Below are 17,400 nucleotides of genomic sequence, written 5' to 3' on the forward strand. Positions count from 1 at the left end.
CCTTCATATACATGGGAAACGCTTTTGGGGCAATGCTCTATGACGTATTGCCTGCCCCAAAATGCGTACCCGAAGCTAATGAAAACGTACACCGGGCGGCTTGAAGCTGGTATATTGTGCTGCTCAGCTTGCGCTACCGGCGGTCTTGTCCTTGCGCATCACTTTGCGCATCATGGATTTGATGAATTGCCATGAACGCTCTTCACCATAGTAGGCCACAAGCACCCAGGCGATATGGTGCAGAACGACGACCACCACGGCAGTTGTCAGAGAAAGGCCGAAAAGCTTGACCAGTGCAGTCAGGATCATCAGGGAAATGAACCAATGGAAAAAAACCTCGACACCTTTGACGGTGATTTCTTCAGCCTTGCTACGATTCACCAGCCCACGTACAGCGAAGATCAAGAAAGGCCCGAAGGCAAGCAGGATGAATAAAAGGGCTTTCATTTTATAACGCTCCTTGTCGTTGTGTTCAGATTCTTGGTGGCTGGCAGGCGCTTTGCGCACAAAATATACAGCCACAAAAATATGAATCGTACTCTACCTTTCAGAAGATGGCGTGTCCAGAATTGTCTGTAACCTCAATTAGAAAGGGATGCCGCAAGGTATGAAATGATGCTTTTCCCAGACCTGGAAAAGCACAACCAAGATATGTATTTTGCCAATCTGTGCCAAATATTTCCAGGATAATAACGTAATATAAGTGACAGTGCCGAACTCATTGATTAGTTCGGGGAACTTGGACAGGGGTTGTCTTGAAAAGCATCAAAGCATACGATCGACTACAGTAAGCAAACCAGTGAAGGAAGGGTTAGATGCATAGAGTAAGCAGTATCGTGATGGACAGCTCGGATTTTTTGAAAGCCGCAGCACTTCTCAAAGGTTTTGAAAACGTTGGTGGCGTGGACATGGAACTTGTCCTTGCCACAGCGCCAGGGGTGGACGCTGACAGCTTGCTTAGTGATATTTGTCTGGGATCTTTGGGGATTAAAAGCAGACTGCAGTACCTGGAGGCAGGAGAAAGCCCCTTGGAAGAAGCTGCAGAAGCACTGGCGAAAAAATATGTGCAGGCGTGCGGCGAAAACAAGCCCGATATGATCATCTCCATCGGCGACGGACTGAGTGGACTGGCGTCCAGCATGGCGGGGGGCTTCATGAACGTGCCTGTGGCGCGGTTGGAGGCTGGCCTGCGTTCTTTTGATGAATCCAGCGAATCCGAGCGGTGCCGCCGCTGGAGTGATTCGCAAGCTGCCATGCGGTTTGCTTCCGAGCCTTCAGGAATGGAGAATCTCGAGTTTGAAGCACTGGGGCTTGGAAGCGCCCACCTTGTGGGAGATTTGCTGCTCGAGGCTCTGGAAAATTGCCGTCAGGAAATTGAGAGGAGTGACATACTTGCTGCGCTTTCCCTTGAGGAAGGGAGCTATGGACTCGTTTGCTTCGAAAACAAGCAAAGCCTGCAAAATGTGCATGAACTGGAGCGCTCCTTGGAGCTTGTCTCCATCCTCGCCGCAAAGCGTCCAGTAGTATTGCATATTTCACCCAAAACCTTGCGCAAGCTCGAAGCCGCCGGTGATGGAGAGTTTGTGCAGCGTTTTCAGGATAAGGCATCCGCGATACAGGGCGTGCAAGTGACCAAATCCCTGTCTTTTGCCGCGTATCTTTCACTGCTGCAGAACTGCAAAGTTGTGCTTTCTGACGCGGAAGGCGTACAGAGTGAAGCCGCATTCTTTGATGTGCCCTGCCTCTTTTGTGGTGAGAAGTCCGCCAGGATTTTTTATGAGGAACGCGGCACCACCACGCTGGTCCGCCGCGAGCCGGTGATGCTCGAAGCCTTGCTGCAGGATGTAGATGCAGGGCGGGTTAAAAAGGGAACACCTGCCGTTTTGGAAATGGGAACGGGAGTGGCCGAAAAAATTGCCACATTGATCCGGACCAGATTGAACGGAGCAGAATGCGGCAGCGGTTGTGGATGCAGCGGGGGCGGCTGCTCTTGCTGATCTGCTGCTCTCTTGATTCGGGAGACGCAAATCCTTACGCCCAGTCGTAGGCCTTTTCTATGGCCTGATGAATGCTGTGTTTATCTATGCTTCCTCCGTTCTGCCCTTCAATGGCGATGATGGACCCTTGGTCGTAAACCACTACGGTATCAGCAAAGTATTCCATCTCTGCAGCATCGTGCGTCACCAGCACCAGAGGAATGGAAAAATTTCGCAAGGTCTTGGAGAGCTCTTCGTGCATGCGCCGTCGCAATGGCATATCCAGCGCTGAAAACGGTTCATCCAACAAGAGTACATCGGGTTCGGCAGCCAGTCCTCTGGCCAGTGCGGCTCGTTGCTTTTGGCCTCCGGATATTTGGTTGGGCAATGAGTTTTGTACTTTGAACAGGCCGAAAATCTCCAGGAGTGAATCCACTTTTTCCTTGTCATCATGTTTCAGGCGTTGCCCGAGGCGTTTGCAACTGAATGCTACGTTCTGGCGAACCGTCATATGTGGAAAAAGCGCGTAATCCTGAAAGATGATGCCCACTTTCCGTTTGCGCGGGGGGAGATTCACTCCGGTTTCGCTATCGAAAAGGGTATGCCCTTTGATGCGAATATGGCCGCTGTCCGGGGTGATCAACCCCGCAATTGCTTGTAGTGTCAGTGATTTGCCAGATCCTGAAGGGCCAAAAAGTACAAGCCGGCTTCCGCTGGTGACGAAAGTACTTTCAAGGTGGAAAACGCCCCCGCAACTATCATGCAGGCGTTTGCGAATGGAACAGTCGAACATGGGCTACCTTATCATCGAATACTATCAGTATTTTTTAAGTTCTTCAGCCATTGCATTTTGGGCGCAGCAATTTGCTTGTGACGAACAGGATGCCAGCGCAAACAAGGGAAATAACCAGCACTAACCAGTTGGCCAGCGTATCGTTGCCAGCCTGTACGGCGCTGTACACGGCGAGGGACAAGGTCTGCGTTTTACCCGGCAGGTTGCCGGCCACCATCAGCGTTGCGCCGAATTCCCCCATGGCGCGGGCAAATGCCAGCATGCCGCCAGCCAGAATGCCGGGAAACGCCAGGGGGAGGGAGATGCGCAGAAAAACTTCCAGTTCGCCCGCCCCAATGGATCTTGCGGCGTTTTCGTAGTTCTTGCTCACCCCTTCCAAACCAGCGCGGGCAGACTTGAACACCAAGGGAAAGGAAACCACGGCGGCGGCCACGACAGCGCCTTGCCAGGTGAACATGAGTGTAAAACCGAAAACCTCCTCCAACCATTGGCCTATGAGGCCGCGCCGCCCGATGAGTACGAGGATGTAATATCCTAATACCGTTGGCGGCATGACCAGGGGGAGGGTCAGTATGGCATCGAGCATGTCTCGCCCTGGAAAGCGAAAACGCTTGAATACATAAGCAGCGGCAACGCCGAGGACCAGGGACACAAGGGTCGCCAGACCGGCCACCTGTAATGTCAGGCGCAAGGGAAACAAGAATTCGGCGTTTAATAATTCGTGCATGGAAACCTTATCTATTACAGAGGGTGGCTACCGTACGAGCCTGGAGACAAATCCTGCTCCCTTGGTAATAGCAACAGTTGTTCCTTGATTGTAGTATCTTGAAATAAAAAGAAAATTGCGCATGGCGGGGAAGGGCGCATGTTGTTCTGCTACAAAAGTGTAGTCATTCTGAATGTAGGATGTCTACACTTTTGTAGTGCCTTGCGGGGTTAGGTCCTTTCAGAAACAACATCTCCAGCGTCACAGCTGTCCAAAAAGTCCAGCACCTTGGAACAGAAGGCATCGGGCCTTTCTCGGTGTGGCAGGTGGGCGGCTTCTTCGATGCAGAATGTTTGCACGGTGGCGAGGCTGGCAGCAAGCGCCTGCCCTTGTTTGGGGGACGTCAGTATGTCCTGGTCGCCCCAAATGATCAGGGCTGGAGCCTGTACCTGCGGCGCCAGTACATTGCCGTCAAATGTTGTGCAGGCGGCAGTCTGACCTGCAAATCCGTCCAGTGTTTGTGGATAGGGCGACTGCATGATGTCTTGGACAAGGTTGTCGAGGAAGTCGGGGGTTTCAAATCGAGCAGGACTATAAAGCCACATCGCCAGGTCTGCAGTAATCCATTCGGGGGGCATGCCATTGCGCAACCCATCAATATACATAGTCATAAGTGTGGTGTTGCGCGCTCCAAAGGTGAGCGCCGTGCTCGAGAGCACCAGGCCGGCTACGCGTTCTGGGTGCTTGGCCGCAAGTTCCAGGGCCAGAAAGCCCCCCATGGAATGCCCCAGAATATGGACTTGCGGGATTTCTATGTGGTCGAGCACAGCCAGGATGTCTTGAGCCATGGCTTCGATGGTGTACGCAGCTGCAGGCTGGCTGCTGCGGCCGGCGCCGCGATTGTCACAGACTATGACAGGGCGTCCGGCAGCGAGGCGGTTGGATATATCCTCCCAGCTCGCAGTGTCGCTGCCTAATCCCAGAATGTACAATAGCGGTGTTTGCCGTTGTTCCGGACCTGTGGTGAAATTTCCATAGGTTTCATAGTAAATCTGAATGTCCTGTTCACCGTGTATATTGATGCTGGGCATGGTTACTCCTCTGAAGGACTGTTTTTTTCTGCAGGCAGCTCCACATGGAAGGTGCTGCCGTGACCAAGGCTGGAATTGACCCAGATACGCCCCCCGTAATGTTCTACTATCAGCTTGCAGATGGAGAGCCCCAGCCCAGATCCCTGATATTCAACCCCCATGGAAGTTGGGGAGTGGTCGTCTTTTGATTGATAGAACCGTTCGAAAATGCGCTGTTGTTCTTCTTCGGGGATTCCGATTCCCGTGTCGGAAATGCTGAAGCGCACCATTGGCGCGCGTTCGTTACCGGCAGCTGCCACCTTCAGCTCAACTTTGCCTGTCTCTGTGAACTTGGCGGCATTCACTAATAGATTCACCAGCACCTGCTGGAGGCGGTCCTGGTCCGCAACCAGTTTTGGTATGTGCCCATCAATTATGGTCTCCACCGAAACATCAGGTTTGGCGGCGAATTGTCCATCAACTGAGTACATCGTCTGTTGCACAAGCCTTTCCATATTGACAGGGTGATCGTTCCATTCAAGGCGTCCCTGCTCAATTTTCGAAAGGTCCAGAAAGTCATTGATGAGCCGGAGCAGGCGCTCTCCTTCACTGTTGATGATGTCAAAATTCTTGATGATACGCAGCGAATAGCCTGAGAGCGTGGCATCTTCCTCAGCAACCGGAACAAAACGCCTGGTGAAGTCGCGCTGGATAAGTTTTGAAAAGCCGAGCAGGGAAGTCATTGGGGTGCGGAGATCGTGGGAGACTGTGTTCAGGAAATTTGATTTCATCTCATCCAGGTCGCGCAGCTTCTGGTTGGCGATTTCCAGTTCGCGAGTCTGCCTGATAAGCGTTTCGGTACGTTCCTCCACGGTTTCTTCCAGGTGGCGGTTCAAGTCTTCGAGTTCCTTTTCGACTTGCATCCGTCGCTCGATCATTTGGTTGGCAAGAATTGCCATTGTATCGAATTCGCTGAAAGCGAGTTTGTTGCGATCTACTTTGCCGTATCCTTTCACGCCTTCCGTAAAAAAGGAATAAAAGCTGTTGAAACTGCGCGAGAGGTTTCTCTGAGCGAGGATCGCCATTCCGGCGTTGAAGATCAAAAGCAGAAGAAGCACGCCGGCTATGCGCCAAGTCTTGGCTTCCATGTCGGCGGTCATTTCTTTCGTGTTCTGGGAAATGACCTCATTCAATGCGTCCAGGCTGACACCAGCACCAACGTACCATTGCCAATCAGGCACCCCCCTTGCGAAACTCAAGCGTTTTTGCTGCGAATACTTCGAGTCCACAGGAGGCATGACGTAAGTGAGAAAGTCACCTTCTGGTTTTTTGGAAGCGTCGATGAGTTTTTGGACAACTTTCACGCCGTTGACGTCGGTGGCGTCCCAAACGTTCTTTCCCTTTGCAGGGCCAATGAGGGAGATCCCCTCCCATGTACTAGCAAAGATGTAGCCATCATCACCAAAATGAATGGTTTGCAGGTGTTCAATGACCTTCTGTTGTGTCTGTTCTTGTATATGTTCGAGATATTCACCGCTGCCAATAAACATGTCAAACGGTTCGAAATATTTGATGTAAGAAATCTTGTCGTGCTGCTCTCCAGCTTTTCCAGGCATGGTCCATGCGTATTCGATAAACCCCTCACCATCTTTCCTGGCAAGGTCGATCATTTTTTTGATTATTTTTCCTCGGAATGGAAACTTATCTATTAGGACGTTGTGCCCTTCATAGCTTGGATTTTCAGGATAAAGCAGCACTGTTCCATCGGTTCCAGTGGCAAAGTAGTAGCATCGGCCGTCATCAAAACGCATGGGACGCAGCGCTTCGATAATAAGCCTGCGGAGCTCTTTTTCTCCAATTTCATCCTTAAAGGTCTCAAGCAGTTGCTGAGCAAGGGTATGGGCTTGATCCACGCGGCTTTTTAGTGTTTGACGCAGAACTATATCGCTCCGTGCTCTGACGAAGTTGATATAGTCAAGAGAGCGGGAAACTTCAGTACGTAGCTGATCGCGTTTTCGCTGCATGAAATTTTCACGTGCCTGTTCTGCCCGCTGCATGTATTCATGGTTGAGGGAATAGAGCAGTAGACCACCCAGCAGCAGCACGGAAAAGAACGCAAACACGCTAACGTATGCGATGAAAGTAGCTATTATGCTGCGTCGGGCCATGTCGTCTCACAAGTATGCTGTAAATAGTTGTGTTTAATCCTTTTCGCCTTCCAACAGTAACTGCAGAATGGATTTTTCCTCACTTGCTCCCAACGCACGCAGTCGTTGTTGCAAGTGGTCTATTTCGTTTCTTTTGCACCTTATCTCCTCAATCAATGAGGATATTTCCATGGTCTGCGCCAGCCGCTCCTGAATCATTGGGGAGAGAAAGTCTTTAATTCTTTGGATGTATTCCTGCTTTTCATGGCCCGACATGTGTTCGATGACGGAGATGTCGATGGCGATGAAAAAGCAGGGCTCAAGTGCTATGACAGAGGCCGACCGTACTTGCGACTGGATTGCACCTATTTCACCAAGGATGGTGCCCTGTTCAGTGAGTGTGCATATCTCTATGTTTTTTTTGACAACCTTAACGGCGCCTTTGAGCAAGACATAGACCCAGCGGCCAAAAGAGCCTTCCTGAATGATGACATCTTCAGGGCAGAACCGGTCTATGCGTAAAAATTTGCCACTATAAATCATGCGCCTGAGTTCAGCTTCTGAAAACATGCTGAACATCGGGAGCTTATGCAGCATCTCCAGCATAGCGGTGTTGAGGTATAGCGGGGTGTTGGCCATCCGGCTTTCCTTCCAAGAGAGCAGAGCCAGGGGTTATTCAAATTAGAATAATACGTTGCTTCGCAAGAATGGGCAACACGCAAAGACAGTCTTTTCTCTTAAGAGAAATATGAGGTCGAGGTTGTGGCCGGGGGCGGCAACTGGTATCCAAAAGCGTCGGAGTTTTCTTACTCTTTTGTTTGCCTATGTAACTGATTGTAGTGAAATCGGGAGATTATAATGCCTGGACATTTTGAACATGACGCGCAAGCGGCGCACAATCAATTCACGCTTATTCTGCTTCTTACGATGGCCCTGTTTTTAAGTTTTTTTACTGCCCCTCTCCGTGCTTCGGAAAGCGCTGCGCGAGAGGAGCATGACGAGGTACAGGATAAGGAGCAAAAGGACTGGCACGAAGAACTGGTGGTTACAAGTCATGTCCTGCACACCCCCAACCAGTCGCTACGGTATAAGGCAACCGCAGGGGAGATGGTCATTCCTCCTAAGCCCGGTGATTCCCCCCAAGCCATGCAAGGGCGAATTTTCTTTGTTTCCTATGAACTGGAAGGCGCCGACAAGGGCAAGCGCCCAGTGACCTTTGCCTTTAACGGAGGGCCTGGCGCATCTTCGGTATGGCTGCATATGGGCGCTCTTGGCCCTATGCGGGTGGCACTGGGACCTAAAGGTGAAATTGGCCAGCCGCCTGTTGGGTATGAAAACAATCCCATGTCATGGCTGGCTTTTACGGATTTGGTGTTCATAGATCCCGTGGGCACTGGCTACAGCCGCGCTGTGCAGGAAGAAGGCAAAGAAGGCGAGAAGAAGAGCGAGGCAAAAACATTCTGGGGAGTGCAGCAGGATGTCGACTCCATGGCTTCCTTTGTACAACTCTGGCTGACACGCAATGAACGCTGGCTTTCCCCCACGTATCTGGCGGGAGAAAGCTACGGTGGGGTTCGTGTGGCCGCCTTGTCCAATAAATTGTTGGAAGATGCAGGCGTTGCACTTTCTGGTTTGATCTTCGTTTCTCCGGTCATTGATTACAGCACGCTGCTGGGGGATGAGAGCAATCTCCCCTATGCCTTTTTGCTGCCGTCTTATGCCGCCACCGCTCGTTATCATGGAAAGTTGGGTGATGTGAGCGCCATTCTCGGCCAGGAAAAGGGTGATAACCTGGAAGCGTTCGAAAAATCAGTGGAGAAATGGGTGGAAGACAGCTACGTGCCGGCTTTGTTCAAAGGTGACGCCCTCACCGACAAGGAACGTGAAGCCTTATACGTGAATGTGGCGGCTTTGACGGGTTTGCCTTTGACGCTTGTACAACACCATCTGGGGCGCATCAGACCTTATGTCTTCTATAAGGAACTTTTACGCGACCAGCGCAAGATTGTAGGCCGCATGGACGGCACTGTCACTGGTGAGGACGGCGATCCGCAATCCCCGTACCCAAGCTATGACCCCGCCTTGGATTCGTTAATCCCGCCTTTTGCGACTGCTTTCAATGCATACGTGCGCCAAGAGCTGCAATACGAAAACGACATCCCATACGAGGTGTTGAATCCCTCTGTGGGGCAGCAGTGGGACTGGTCCTCGGGCATGCGCCAAAAGCAGGGCTACATAATGACCTCCGATGATCTCGCAGAAGCCATGAGTGTGAATCCGCAAATGCGCGTCTGGTTGATTTGCGGGTATTACGACATGGCCACCCCCTATCTGGCGGGCTTGTATACCCTGCGTCAGATGCACCTGCCTTCTTCCCTGCGGGAAAAATTTCAGGTGCGTCTATACCAAGGGGGGCACATGCTTTATACTCATGAGCAGGCTCGCAAAAAACTGCGTAATGATGCTGCAGATTTCTATGGGCAGCCAGACAAGGAGTTGTGATCTGAACATGACGCATACAGAAGATAAAGGGCTTTCGCTTTGCAAGGACATCTGCTCGGAAAAAAGGGGCGTGCCTCCGGAGGTGCTGCAGGAAGTCATCTACCTTGCAGTGGAGATTGCCCGGGAAGGTAGAGAAGGGCGCAAGATCGGAACCATGTTTACGGTGGGCGATCATGATACTGTACTGGCGAACTCCAGGTGCCTTATTCTGGACCCGCTTGCCGGGCACAGTGACGTTGTTAAACGCCTGACCGACACCAACATGCGTGAGACTGTCAAGGAGCTTTCTCAGCTGGATGGAGCCTTTATCGTAAGCGATAGTGGTGTGGTGGTTTCTGCCGCCAGGTATTTGGACGCGAGCGCAACAGACATAGATCTGCCTTTGGGGCTTGGCAGCAGACACGTCGCCGCTGCCAGCATCACCCACAGCACGGAGGCAGTGGCCGTGGTCGTTTCGCAAAGCTCCATGGTCCGTGTTTTTGATGACGGTGAAATCGTATCGGAAATCATTCCAGAGGTATGGATGCTCAGTCGCCACAGTCTGCACATGAGCGGTCGGTACGAAACACGGCAAGATGACAAGTATACAGTTGTCTCAAAGCTGGATGATTGAGGATGCAATGTTTGCGGCAAATGATCGAAAGAAACACACCATATACAACCTGCTTCACTCCGTATTGCTTTTGGCAGGAATGAGCGGATTGTTATGTCTGCTGGGGTGGATGCTTTTTGGACTGAATGGCGTGATATGGGCCTTTTTAGGGGGGCTGCTCGTATTGGCCTTTGCCCCCAGGCTTACACCGCGGGCCATTTTACGTTTTTATGGCGCTCGCCCTCTTTCGCGTCATGAGGCGCCAGCTCTTTATCAATTGTTGGACGCTTTGTCGCAGCGGGCTGGCCTGTCCGGAACGCCGGCGCTCTTTTATGTGCCTTCGCGGATCATGAACGCCTTTGCCGTGGGCAGCCGTGACGACGCAGCAGTTGCCGTAAGTGACGGGCTGCTGCGCGCCATGAGTCTGCGTGAAATGTCCGGGATTCTTGCCCATGAAATCAGCCATATCCGCAACAACGACATGTGGGTCATGGGGCTGGCAGATGTCATTAGCCGTCTGACCTCGACCTTTTCCTTGCTCGGGCAGATCATGTTGCTGGTGAGTCTGCCGCTGGTTTTGTTGGGCGTGGTGCATATACCGCTTCTTCCTATCCTGGTGCTCATCGCAGCGCCGTTGGTAAGCACTTTGTTGCAGTTGGCACTTTCACGCAGGCGTGAAATGGATGCGGATGAGGATGCCGCTATTTTGAGCGGCGATCCCCGCGCCCTGGCTGCTGCGCTGGAGAAACTCGAGCGCTATCAGGGCAACCTGCTCGAGCGCATCTTCCTGCCGGGACGGAAGGAGCCCAACCCATCTGTTTTGCGTACACATCCGGATACCCGAGAACGGGTGGGGCGGTTGCTGGCCATGGCCAGTACGATGGAAAATGATGCCCCCCTCCATGCTGCAGGCAGAAGTGGCCCGGCTGTTCCAGGAGGCCTGAATGAAGTACTGCACCGCCCCCGTTGGCGTCCCATGGGGTTCTGGCGCTGAAGCTCTAAAAATGCGTTGGGGCGGTCTGTGCGTCTGGAAAGGGATAAATCATGTATCATGAACACGGTTTTTTAAGAAGAACGGCTATCGCAACGGGAAAACTGGCTGGACTCCTGCTGGCAGTGCTATTTCTTTTTGGGTGTGTGGAACGCGAAGCGCCCAACACTGAGAACAAGGCGGTGCCCGAGGGATATCAGGCGCCTGCCGCGGCAACGTTGCCGGATGTCACCCGCCTTGCTGCAATGGCGGGACCCGCTGTAGTCAACATCAGCACGGAAAAAACTATTGGCGGCAACGGGCTCTCTGATTTCTTTCAGTATTTTGGGGGGCCAGGATCACCTTTCGAGCAGTTTTTCAGGCAGCTGCAGCCTATGCTGCCGCAATCGCGCCCTCGTTCTGTGCGTTCCCTCGGTTCTGGTTTTGTTATCGATCCATCAGGACTTATTGTGACCAACAGGCACGTGGTCGAGGGAATGGACCGTATCCGCGTTTATTTGCAGGGCGCTGCCGAGGACGCTCAAGAAGAAGGGTATCAGGCTCGGGTGGTCGGCGTTGATACATCAAGCGATGTGGCCGTGCTGCGGATTGACGCGGGGCGCTCTTTGCCGGCACTGAGCTTTGGCAGTTCATCTGCCTTGAAGGTTGGCGCCTGGGTTGTGGCAATCGGTAATCCTTTTGGTCTGGATCATACCGTCACCATGGGCATTGTCAGTGCAAAAGGGCGCACCATCGACAGTAATGACACGACCCGCTACATACAGACAGACGCTTCCATCAACCCTGGCAATTCCGGTGGTCCCCTGATCAACTTGCAAGGGCAGGTTGTGGGCATCAACACGGCCATGGTGGCTTCAGGACAGGGAATAGGGTTTGCCATTCCTAGTGATACGGCCAGACAGGCCATAGAGCGTATTCGTTCACGTCCGGGCAGAGTGTCTTCTGCCCCTGCTCCGAATGAGACAGGGCATACTACGCGACCAAATGCCCCCTCCGGTAGCGGGCGCCTGGGCATCACCAGCCAGGATGTGGATGCCGCCACTGCCAGGGCTCTAGGGTTGCAAGGGAGCCATGGCGTGTTGGTAACCAGCGTCATCCCGAATACGGCCGCTTATGACGCGGGCATCAGGCGTAGCGACGTGATAGTTGCCGTGAATGAGCGTCCAATTCGAGGAAGTTCGGAGCTGGCCTCAATTGTTCAGGCCACTCGGCCCGGTGTAAGGTTGACGTTTATTGTTTTCAGGAGTGGCGCCTACTATAGAGTACCTGTTGTGATTCGCGACAGGTAGCGCTTGTTTGGCATTTGCATGACCCGGGAGGAGACGTGGCTGAACACGATGCAAAGACCATAGATGTCTTCATCAAAATTATGGAGCGTGTGGCGGAGGGTGATTACGACGCGGATATTATGTCGTATACCACGGAAGCCAACGCCCCAGCCGTACAACGTCTGGCCGAATCCATGGGCATGATGCTTGTCAAGGTCGAGGCCAGGGAGTTTCAACTCAAGCTTTTGATCGAGGAACTGCAAGATCTCAATGTCCGTCTTGAGCGAAGCATAATGCAGACCGTGACGAGCATGTCGGAAGCCCTGGGCGCACGCGACCCCTACACACAGGGGCATGCCTCACGGGTGGCGGGGTATGCCCGCAGTCTTGCCGAGGAAATGGAGCTGGATACCAAGGAGGTAGAACGCATTTGGTGGGCCGGCATGCTGCACGATATAGGCAAAATCGGTTTCAGCGACGTGATGTTTCACAATGAAGACCACAAACCCACGCCCGAAATGCTGGATGAAATTCGGAGACATCCGCAAATAGGCGCACATATAGTAGAAAATTTGGAGTTCCTTGGCGAAGCCATGAAGTATGTGCTCGCCCACCATGAGCGGATCGATGGCACTGGATATCCCCAAGGGCTGGCCGGAGATGAGATACCCTTGGGGGCGCGCATTGTGGCTGTGGCTGACGTGTATGATGCGCTTACTACGGACCGCCCTTATCAGAAGGGGCGAACGAGAGAAGAAGCAATGACGATTCTGCAGGAATTGGCAGGGCCAGCACTGGATCCTTTACTGGTGGAGCGTTTTTGCGAGTCTGTGCTTCCGGCAGGTGATGGGGATATGGTCTGAAAATTATATAGTTAAGACTTGGAAAAACCGCGGCAGGAGGGAACCCCCTGCCGCGGTTTTTTTATTACTTTTTGTGTTTTGCGCGGTAGCGCAGTTTTTTCTCGAATTCCACCAGCAGGTACGCTGCCAAGCCAACCAATATGGTTTCAAGCCAGGAAGTGATGCCCACCGGGGCGCTCTGAAAGGCTTTGTTCATGAATGGTACGTATGTGTAGAAAACCTGCAACACCATCATCAGACAGAAGCCAAAAATCACCCAAGGATTGCCGAAAAAGCCGATGGAAAAGGACGAACGGCTCAGGGATCGGCAGTTGAAAAGGTAAAATGCTTCAACAACGACAAAGACGTTGACGGCAACTGTGCGGGCTACTTCCACGCTCCTGCCCATGGCCAGTTCGAATTTGAACAAGGCAAAAGCCGCGACCAGGAGTATTGCGCCAACCATAAGCACTCTGAACAATAGATCTCTGGTCAAAATCGGCAGGTTTGGCGCCCTGGGCGGGCGGTCCATTGTGCCGGGTTCTTTGGGCTCGAATGCCAACATCAGTCCCAAAGTGCCGGCGGTCGTCATGTTTATCCAAAGAATTTGCACCGGAAGTATTGGCAGGGTTGCGCCAATAAATATGGCGGTCAGAATCACAAGACCTTCGCCCAGGTTGGTGGGAATGGTCCAGACGATGAATTTGATGAGGTTGTCGAACACGCCGCGTCCTTCCTCCACGGCGGCCTCTATGGTGGCAAAATTATCGTCCGTAAGAATCATGTCGGCGGCATCCTTGGCGACATCTGTCCCGGCAAGTCCCATGGCCGTACCAATATCAGCCTGTTTCAGCGCAGGGGCGTCGTTAACGCCGTCGCCTGTCATGGCCACCACATGCCCTTTGGCCTGCAATGCTTCTACAAGCCTGAGCTTCTGTTCGGGGGAAACACGCGCGAACACGTGGACGCAATCGGCCTGGTCGATGAGTTCCTGATCGCTGAAGGTGCTCATTTCTGCGCCGGTCAGCACGCGGTCGTTGCATGGGGTCTGTTGAGCAATGCCCAATTTGCGTGCAATGGCCAGGGCGGTGACGGCATGGTCACCGGTGATCATCTTGACCCTGATGCCAGCCTTGATGCAGGCCTCAACGGCCCGAATAGCCTTGGCGCGGGGAGGATCGATCATGCCTTGCAATCCCAGAAAAACCATGGATTCATCCAGGTCTTTATGGGCCAGTGTTTTATGTTCCGCGTTGAATTTTTTGGAGGCGAAGGCCAATACACGCATGCCGCGTGAGGCAAGTTCGGTTGCATGTCCTTCTATTTCTTCACGCTTGGCGGCATCCAGGGGGGCTGTTTCGCCGTTTTCCAATAATACAGAGTCGCAACGTTTGAGCATGACTTCAATACCGCCCTTAGCGTAAGCAATGGGCGTATTGTCGTTTTTGTGGAGGGTCGCCATGTATTGGTGTTCGGATTCAAACGGGATGGAGTCTATACGCGGCAGGCGCAAATGTTCCTGCTCTCCGTCCAGCCCGGATTTGCGGGCCGAGACAATGAGCGCGCCTTCTGTGGGATCACCTTCCACGGCAAAGCGGCCTTCCTTGATGATGAGGGAGGCGTCATTGCAGAGCATTCCTGCGCGCATACATTCTTCCAGAAGATGCGGGGCATTGCCCATGGAGGCGCTGATGGAGCCGCTGGGATCGTAGCCAAGACCCGTTGTCCCATAGCGTGCGTTTTCAACGACAATTTCCTGCACAGTCATTTGGTTTTCAGTCAGTGTTCCCGTTTTGTCAGTGCATATTACGGTGGTCGAACCCAGCGTCTCCACAGCAGGGAGTTTGCGGATAATGGCCCTGCGTTTGGCCATCCGTGATACGCCTATGGCCAAGATCACCGTGACAGCCGCGGGCAGGCCTTCGGGGATTGCGCCCACCGCAAGGGCGATGGCGGCCATGAACATCTCTACAAACGGCTGCCCACGCAAAATACCGGCAACAAAGGTGGCAGCACCGAGGCCCAGTATTACCCAGAGCAACAGGTGGCTGAAGGAGGCTATTTTGCGGGTAAGCGGAGTTTGTAGTTCATCAGCCTTGGCGATGAGTTCGGAAATGCGCCCAATTTCTGTTTTGCCGCCTGTGGCGACGACAAAACCGCGCCCTGTTCCGTAGGTCACCAGGGTCGTGGCGTAGGTCATATTGATGCGTTCAGCCAGGGGTGTTTCCTGATTTATCCGGGTCGCGTCTTTGTGGACGGGAAGGGATTCGCCCGTCAATGCGCTTTCGTCTACACGCAGTTCGCGAACGGCTGTAAGCCTGATGTCTGCGGGGATTTTGTCCCCAGAGCGTAACAATACCAAGTCGCCGGGCACCAGTTCTTCGGCATTTATGCGCATGGAGTGCCCTGAGCGCACCACGGTTGCCTCTGTGGTCATGGATTGGGCCAGTGCTGCCAGAGCTTCCAACGCTTTTGCTTCCTGCATGTAGCCGATTACGGCGTTGACCAGGACAACGCCCAGAATAACGATGGCATCGACCCATTCCTGCAAAATGGCCGTAACAAGTCCTGCAATCAGCAGGATGTAAACGAGGGGCTGATGGAACTGGAGTAAAAAACGTTCGATTCGACTTTTGCCTTTTGCCTGCGCAATGGCATTGGGGCCAAATCGTTCCTGACGACGTTTTACCTCAAACTGGTCGAGTCCTGTTTCTGAATCGCTACCTATAAGCTCTGCTGCTTCTTTCGTTTCGATCTGATACCAGCGGTTTTTGAGCAATTCTTCCATTTTTTTCCTACAATATTTTTATTTGGGTGAATAATAGAAAATGACGGGCCCAGGTCAGCATTACTTACTTAACCGGCCACAGAAAAAAGGTAAAGGAATTTTCAAAAAAGAGAGGGTCAGTAGCTGGTTCCCCAAGGAGAAAATTCCTGGGGGAAGGGCAACAGCTCTGTAATCATGCGGACGACATATTCTTTAGGATCTGGTTCGGTGAGGACCAATACGCCCCTGCCGAATTGGAAGAGCAGACGGCGCTCATTGGCTGGAGGCACCTGGACGTGTCCGTCAGGGCCAACAACCACTGCAGCACGGATGTCGGTATCACCTGCGGATACGGCTTTCTGTACCGCAACAGTCAGGGCTCCAGCGTTGAGTCGAGACAAGCCGCTTTCCACCTGTCCGGCTGCATAATAGCGGCCAGAGCGAGTGAGTACGGCAGCGCCCTGTGGCGATAGGGTATACGGTATATAAGAGCGGTCCGCCCCTTCTTTGGCCAGGGCAATGAGCTTGGCTGCTTCACTTTCTGCGAGCTCCTGCACGAACCATTTGCGATATATACGGTCATACTGTCCGGATTCGCGCAAAGCCTGAAGCCCTGCGTCAATGGCGTCGCGGAGGGGGCCTTGATTCTTGCTGACCGCGTAGTGAAGCTCTGTAATCCGCAAAGGCGCCCCTGTTGCGGCTATGCCTGTAAGGTTGGCTGTGCGGCGGTAGTAATAGCCTATTTTGTCCGCACTACAGAATGCTTGGACCTGACCGTTCCACAGGGCTTGCATGGCCTGGAGTTGACTGTTGAAAAGCAGCACTTGAATGTTGCCTAGGTTTTCCAGGTCAATTTGGTAGAGGGAGTCCCGTTTGACGGAGGCGCGAGCGCCGGTCAGTCCCTTGAAACTTTTGATTGTGGCGTCAGTACGCTGGAAAATGCGCGTGACCAGCTCGATATTCGGGGTTTCGGCAAACAGATAGGCTTTGCGGCGTTGCGGTGTGGGCGCCATGCCGGAAGTGACTTGCAGCGCGCCGCTGCTGAGTTCAATGAGGATCGACTCCCAAGTCATGGGGCGCAAGCGCAATTGGTAGTCGCTGGTGCGTAGCGCAGCCTCGAGGAGTTCCACTTCGAATCCGGCAGGCTTGCCGTTTTCAAGGTAGGAAAAGGGGGGGAAATTGTTGTGAAAGCCATAGGTCACCTGTTGCTTGGCGCCCCAAGCATTTGGCGTTGCCACCAGCATGACCAGGAGGAGCACCCCCCAGAGGAATGTCAGCGTATTGGATCGCATAGTTTGCCACAGAGTACGTAAGGAACCCGTTCCTTGCTGGGTGCGTAGATGCGCAATTCTCGCCCCTTGCGTTCATTGGGCGCTACCTGTTCTGTTTCCACGGTATGGGTTTTTTTTTCGGTGCAGACGTAAGCGGAAAAGTTGCCGCCTTGTGCTTCCGGGCATTCCCAAAAGGACAGCACCTTGCGTTTCTCGCAAATGATACCCACAAGGAAGCGGGGCGTATTGCCTTCAGGAACCTCTACATCCATAATCTTCATGGTGCAGGTCTTGTTCTGGTCCTGAAAGGTTTCTTGAGCTGTAACCGCCTGAGCTGAAAGTATAAAATAAACGCAAAACACAACGGAAAAAGCCATCATGCGGGCAAAGAGCCCGGGGCTTTGCCGGATGCTTGTTTTGATGCCGTCTGCAATAAAGGTGGCGGACATGGCTCTCGGATATCGGTTTTTGTTTT

The 17,400-nt window shown here is 52.9% G+C and carries 15 protein-coding genes; 6 read left to right on the forward strand and 9 right to left on the reverse strand.

Features of this window, described 5'->3' with window-relative positions:
- Nucleotides 1-123 precede the first annotated feature (123 nt).
- Complete coding sequence (locus ACZ5EH_RS17270; protein ID WP_464275122.1) at nt 124-447, reverse strand: hypothetical protein; 324 nt, start codon at nt 445-447, stop codon at nt 124-126.
- A gap of 368 nt (nt 448-815) precedes the next feature.
- Between ACZ5EH_RS17270 and ACZ5EH_RS17275 the strand changes: the two genes are divergently transcribed.
- A complete protein-coding gene (locus ACZ5EH_RS17275) occupies nt 816-1,997 on the forward strand; it encodes a UDP-N-acetylglucosamine 2-epimerase (RefSeq protein WP_464275123.1) in 1,182 nt (393 codons plus the stop codon).
- 34 nt (nt 1,998-2,031) lie between these two features.
- Here ACZ5EH_RS17275 and ACZ5EH_RS17280 read toward each other — a convergent pair whose 3' ends face one another.
- From ACZ5EH_RS17280 to ACZ5EH_RS17300, 5 genes are all read right to left on the reverse strand, one after another.
- On the reverse strand, nt 2,032-2,769 hold the full coding sequence (locus ACZ5EH_RS17280) for an ATP-binding cassette domain-containing protein (RefSeq protein ID WP_464275124.1): 738 nt from the start codon (nt 2,767-2,769) through the stop codon (nt 2,032-2,034).
- 43 nt (nt 2,770-2,812) lie between these two features.
- Nucleotides 2,813-3,496 carry a molybdate ABC transporter permease subunit gene (gene modB / locus ACZ5EH_RS17285; protein WP_464275125.1) on the reverse strand — a complete coding sequence of 228 codons (684 nt, stop codon included), beginning with the start codon at nt 3,494-3,496 and terminating at the stop codon, nt 2,813-2,815.
- A 209-nt stretch (nt 3,497-3,705) separates the two neighbouring features.
- Nucleotides 3,706-4,566 carry an alpha/beta fold hydrolase gene (locus ACZ5EH_RS17290; RefSeq protein ID WP_464275126.1) on the reverse strand — a complete coding sequence of 287 codons (861 nt, stop codon included), beginning with the start codon at nt 4,564-4,566 and terminating at the stop codon, nt 3,706-3,708.
- A gap of 2 nt (nt 4,567-4,568) precedes the next feature.
- A complete protein-coding gene (locus ACZ5EH_RS17295; RefSeq protein WP_464275127.1) occupies nt 4,569-6,713 on the reverse strand; it encodes a cache domain-containing protein in 2,145 nt (714 codons plus the stop codon).
- Between the two features lie 33 nt (nt 6,714-6,746).
- Nucleotides 6,747-7,331, reverse strand: coding sequence for a cyclic nucleotide-binding domain-containing protein (locus ACZ5EH_RS17300; RefSeq protein ID WP_464275128.1), 585 nt, complete (start codon nt 7,329-7,331; stop codon nt 6,747-6,749).
- Nucleotides 7,332-7,550: 219 nt separating this feature from the next.
- Between ACZ5EH_RS17300 and ACZ5EH_RS17305 the strand changes: the two genes are divergently transcribed.
- Genes ACZ5EH_RS17305 through ACZ5EH_RS17325 form a run of 5 tightly spaced genes read left to right on the forward strand, consistent with a single transcriptional unit; the run spans nt 7,551 to nt 12,908 of the window.
- A complete protein-coding gene (locus tag ACZ5EH_RS17305; protein WP_464275129.1) occupies nt 7,551-9,194 on the forward strand; it encodes a S10 family peptidase in 1,644 nt (547 codons plus the stop codon).
- Nucleotides 9,195-9,201: 7 nt separating this feature from the next.
- On the forward strand, nt 9,202-9,807 hold the full coding sequence (locus ACZ5EH_RS17310; RefSeq protein WP_464275130.1) for a DNA integrity scanning protein DisA nucleotide-binding domain protein: 606 nt from the start codon (nt 9,202-9,204) through the stop codon (nt 9,805-9,807).
- A gap of 7 nt (nt 9,808-9,814) precedes the next feature.
- Nucleotides 9,815-10,780, forward strand: a complete 966-nt coding sequence (locus ACZ5EH_RS17315) for a zinc metalloprotease HtpX (RefSeq protein WP_464275131.1) — start codon at nt 9,815-9,817, stop codon at nt 10,778-10,780.
- Nucleotides 10,781-10,830: 50 nt separating this feature from the next.
- Entirely contained in the window at nt 10,831-12,066 is a 1,236-nt protein-coding gene (locus ACZ5EH_RS17320; RefSeq protein WP_464275132.1) for a S1C family serine protease, read from the forward strand.
- 35 nt (nt 12,067-12,101) lie between these two features.
- Nucleotides 12,102-12,908, forward strand: a complete 807-nt coding sequence (locus ACZ5EH_RS17325) for an HD-GYP domain-containing protein (RefSeq protein ID WP_464275133.1) — start codon at nt 12,102-12,104, stop codon at nt 12,906-12,908.
- 64 nt (nt 12,909-12,972) lie between these two features.
- Here the strand turns inward: ACZ5EH_RS17325 and ACZ5EH_RS17330 are convergent, their stop codons facing one another.
- The 3 genes from ACZ5EH_RS17330 to ACZ5EH_RS17340 all read right to left on the reverse strand — a co-directional run bounded on the left by ACZ5EH_RS17330 (nt 12,973) and on the right by ACZ5EH_RS17340 (nt 17,374).
- Entirely contained in the window at nt 12,973-15,675 is a 2,703-nt protein-coding gene (locus ACZ5EH_RS17330) for a cation-transporting P-type ATPase (protein WP_464275134.1), read from the reverse strand.
- Nucleotides 15,676-15,791: 116 nt separating this feature from the next.
- Nucleotides 15,792-16,946 (reverse strand): transporter substrate-binding domain-containing protein, encoded by a 1,155-nt coding sequence (locus ACZ5EH_RS17335; protein WP_464275135.1) that lies wholly within the window; start codon nt 16,944-16,946, stop codon nt 15,792-15,794.
- The gene (locus ACZ5EH_RS17340; RefSeq protein WP_464275136.1) at nt 16,928-17,374 is read right to left on the reverse strand and encodes a hypothetical protein; all 447 of its coding nucleotides are present in this window, start codon (nt 17,372-17,374) and stop codon (nt 16,928-16,930) included. The genes ACZ5EH_RS17335 and ACZ5EH_RS17340 overlap by 19 nt, the downstream gene beginning before the upstream one ends.
- Nucleotides 17,375-17,400: the final 26 nt, after the last annotated feature.

Source organism: Desulfovibrio biadhensis (genome assembly GCF_055388615.1).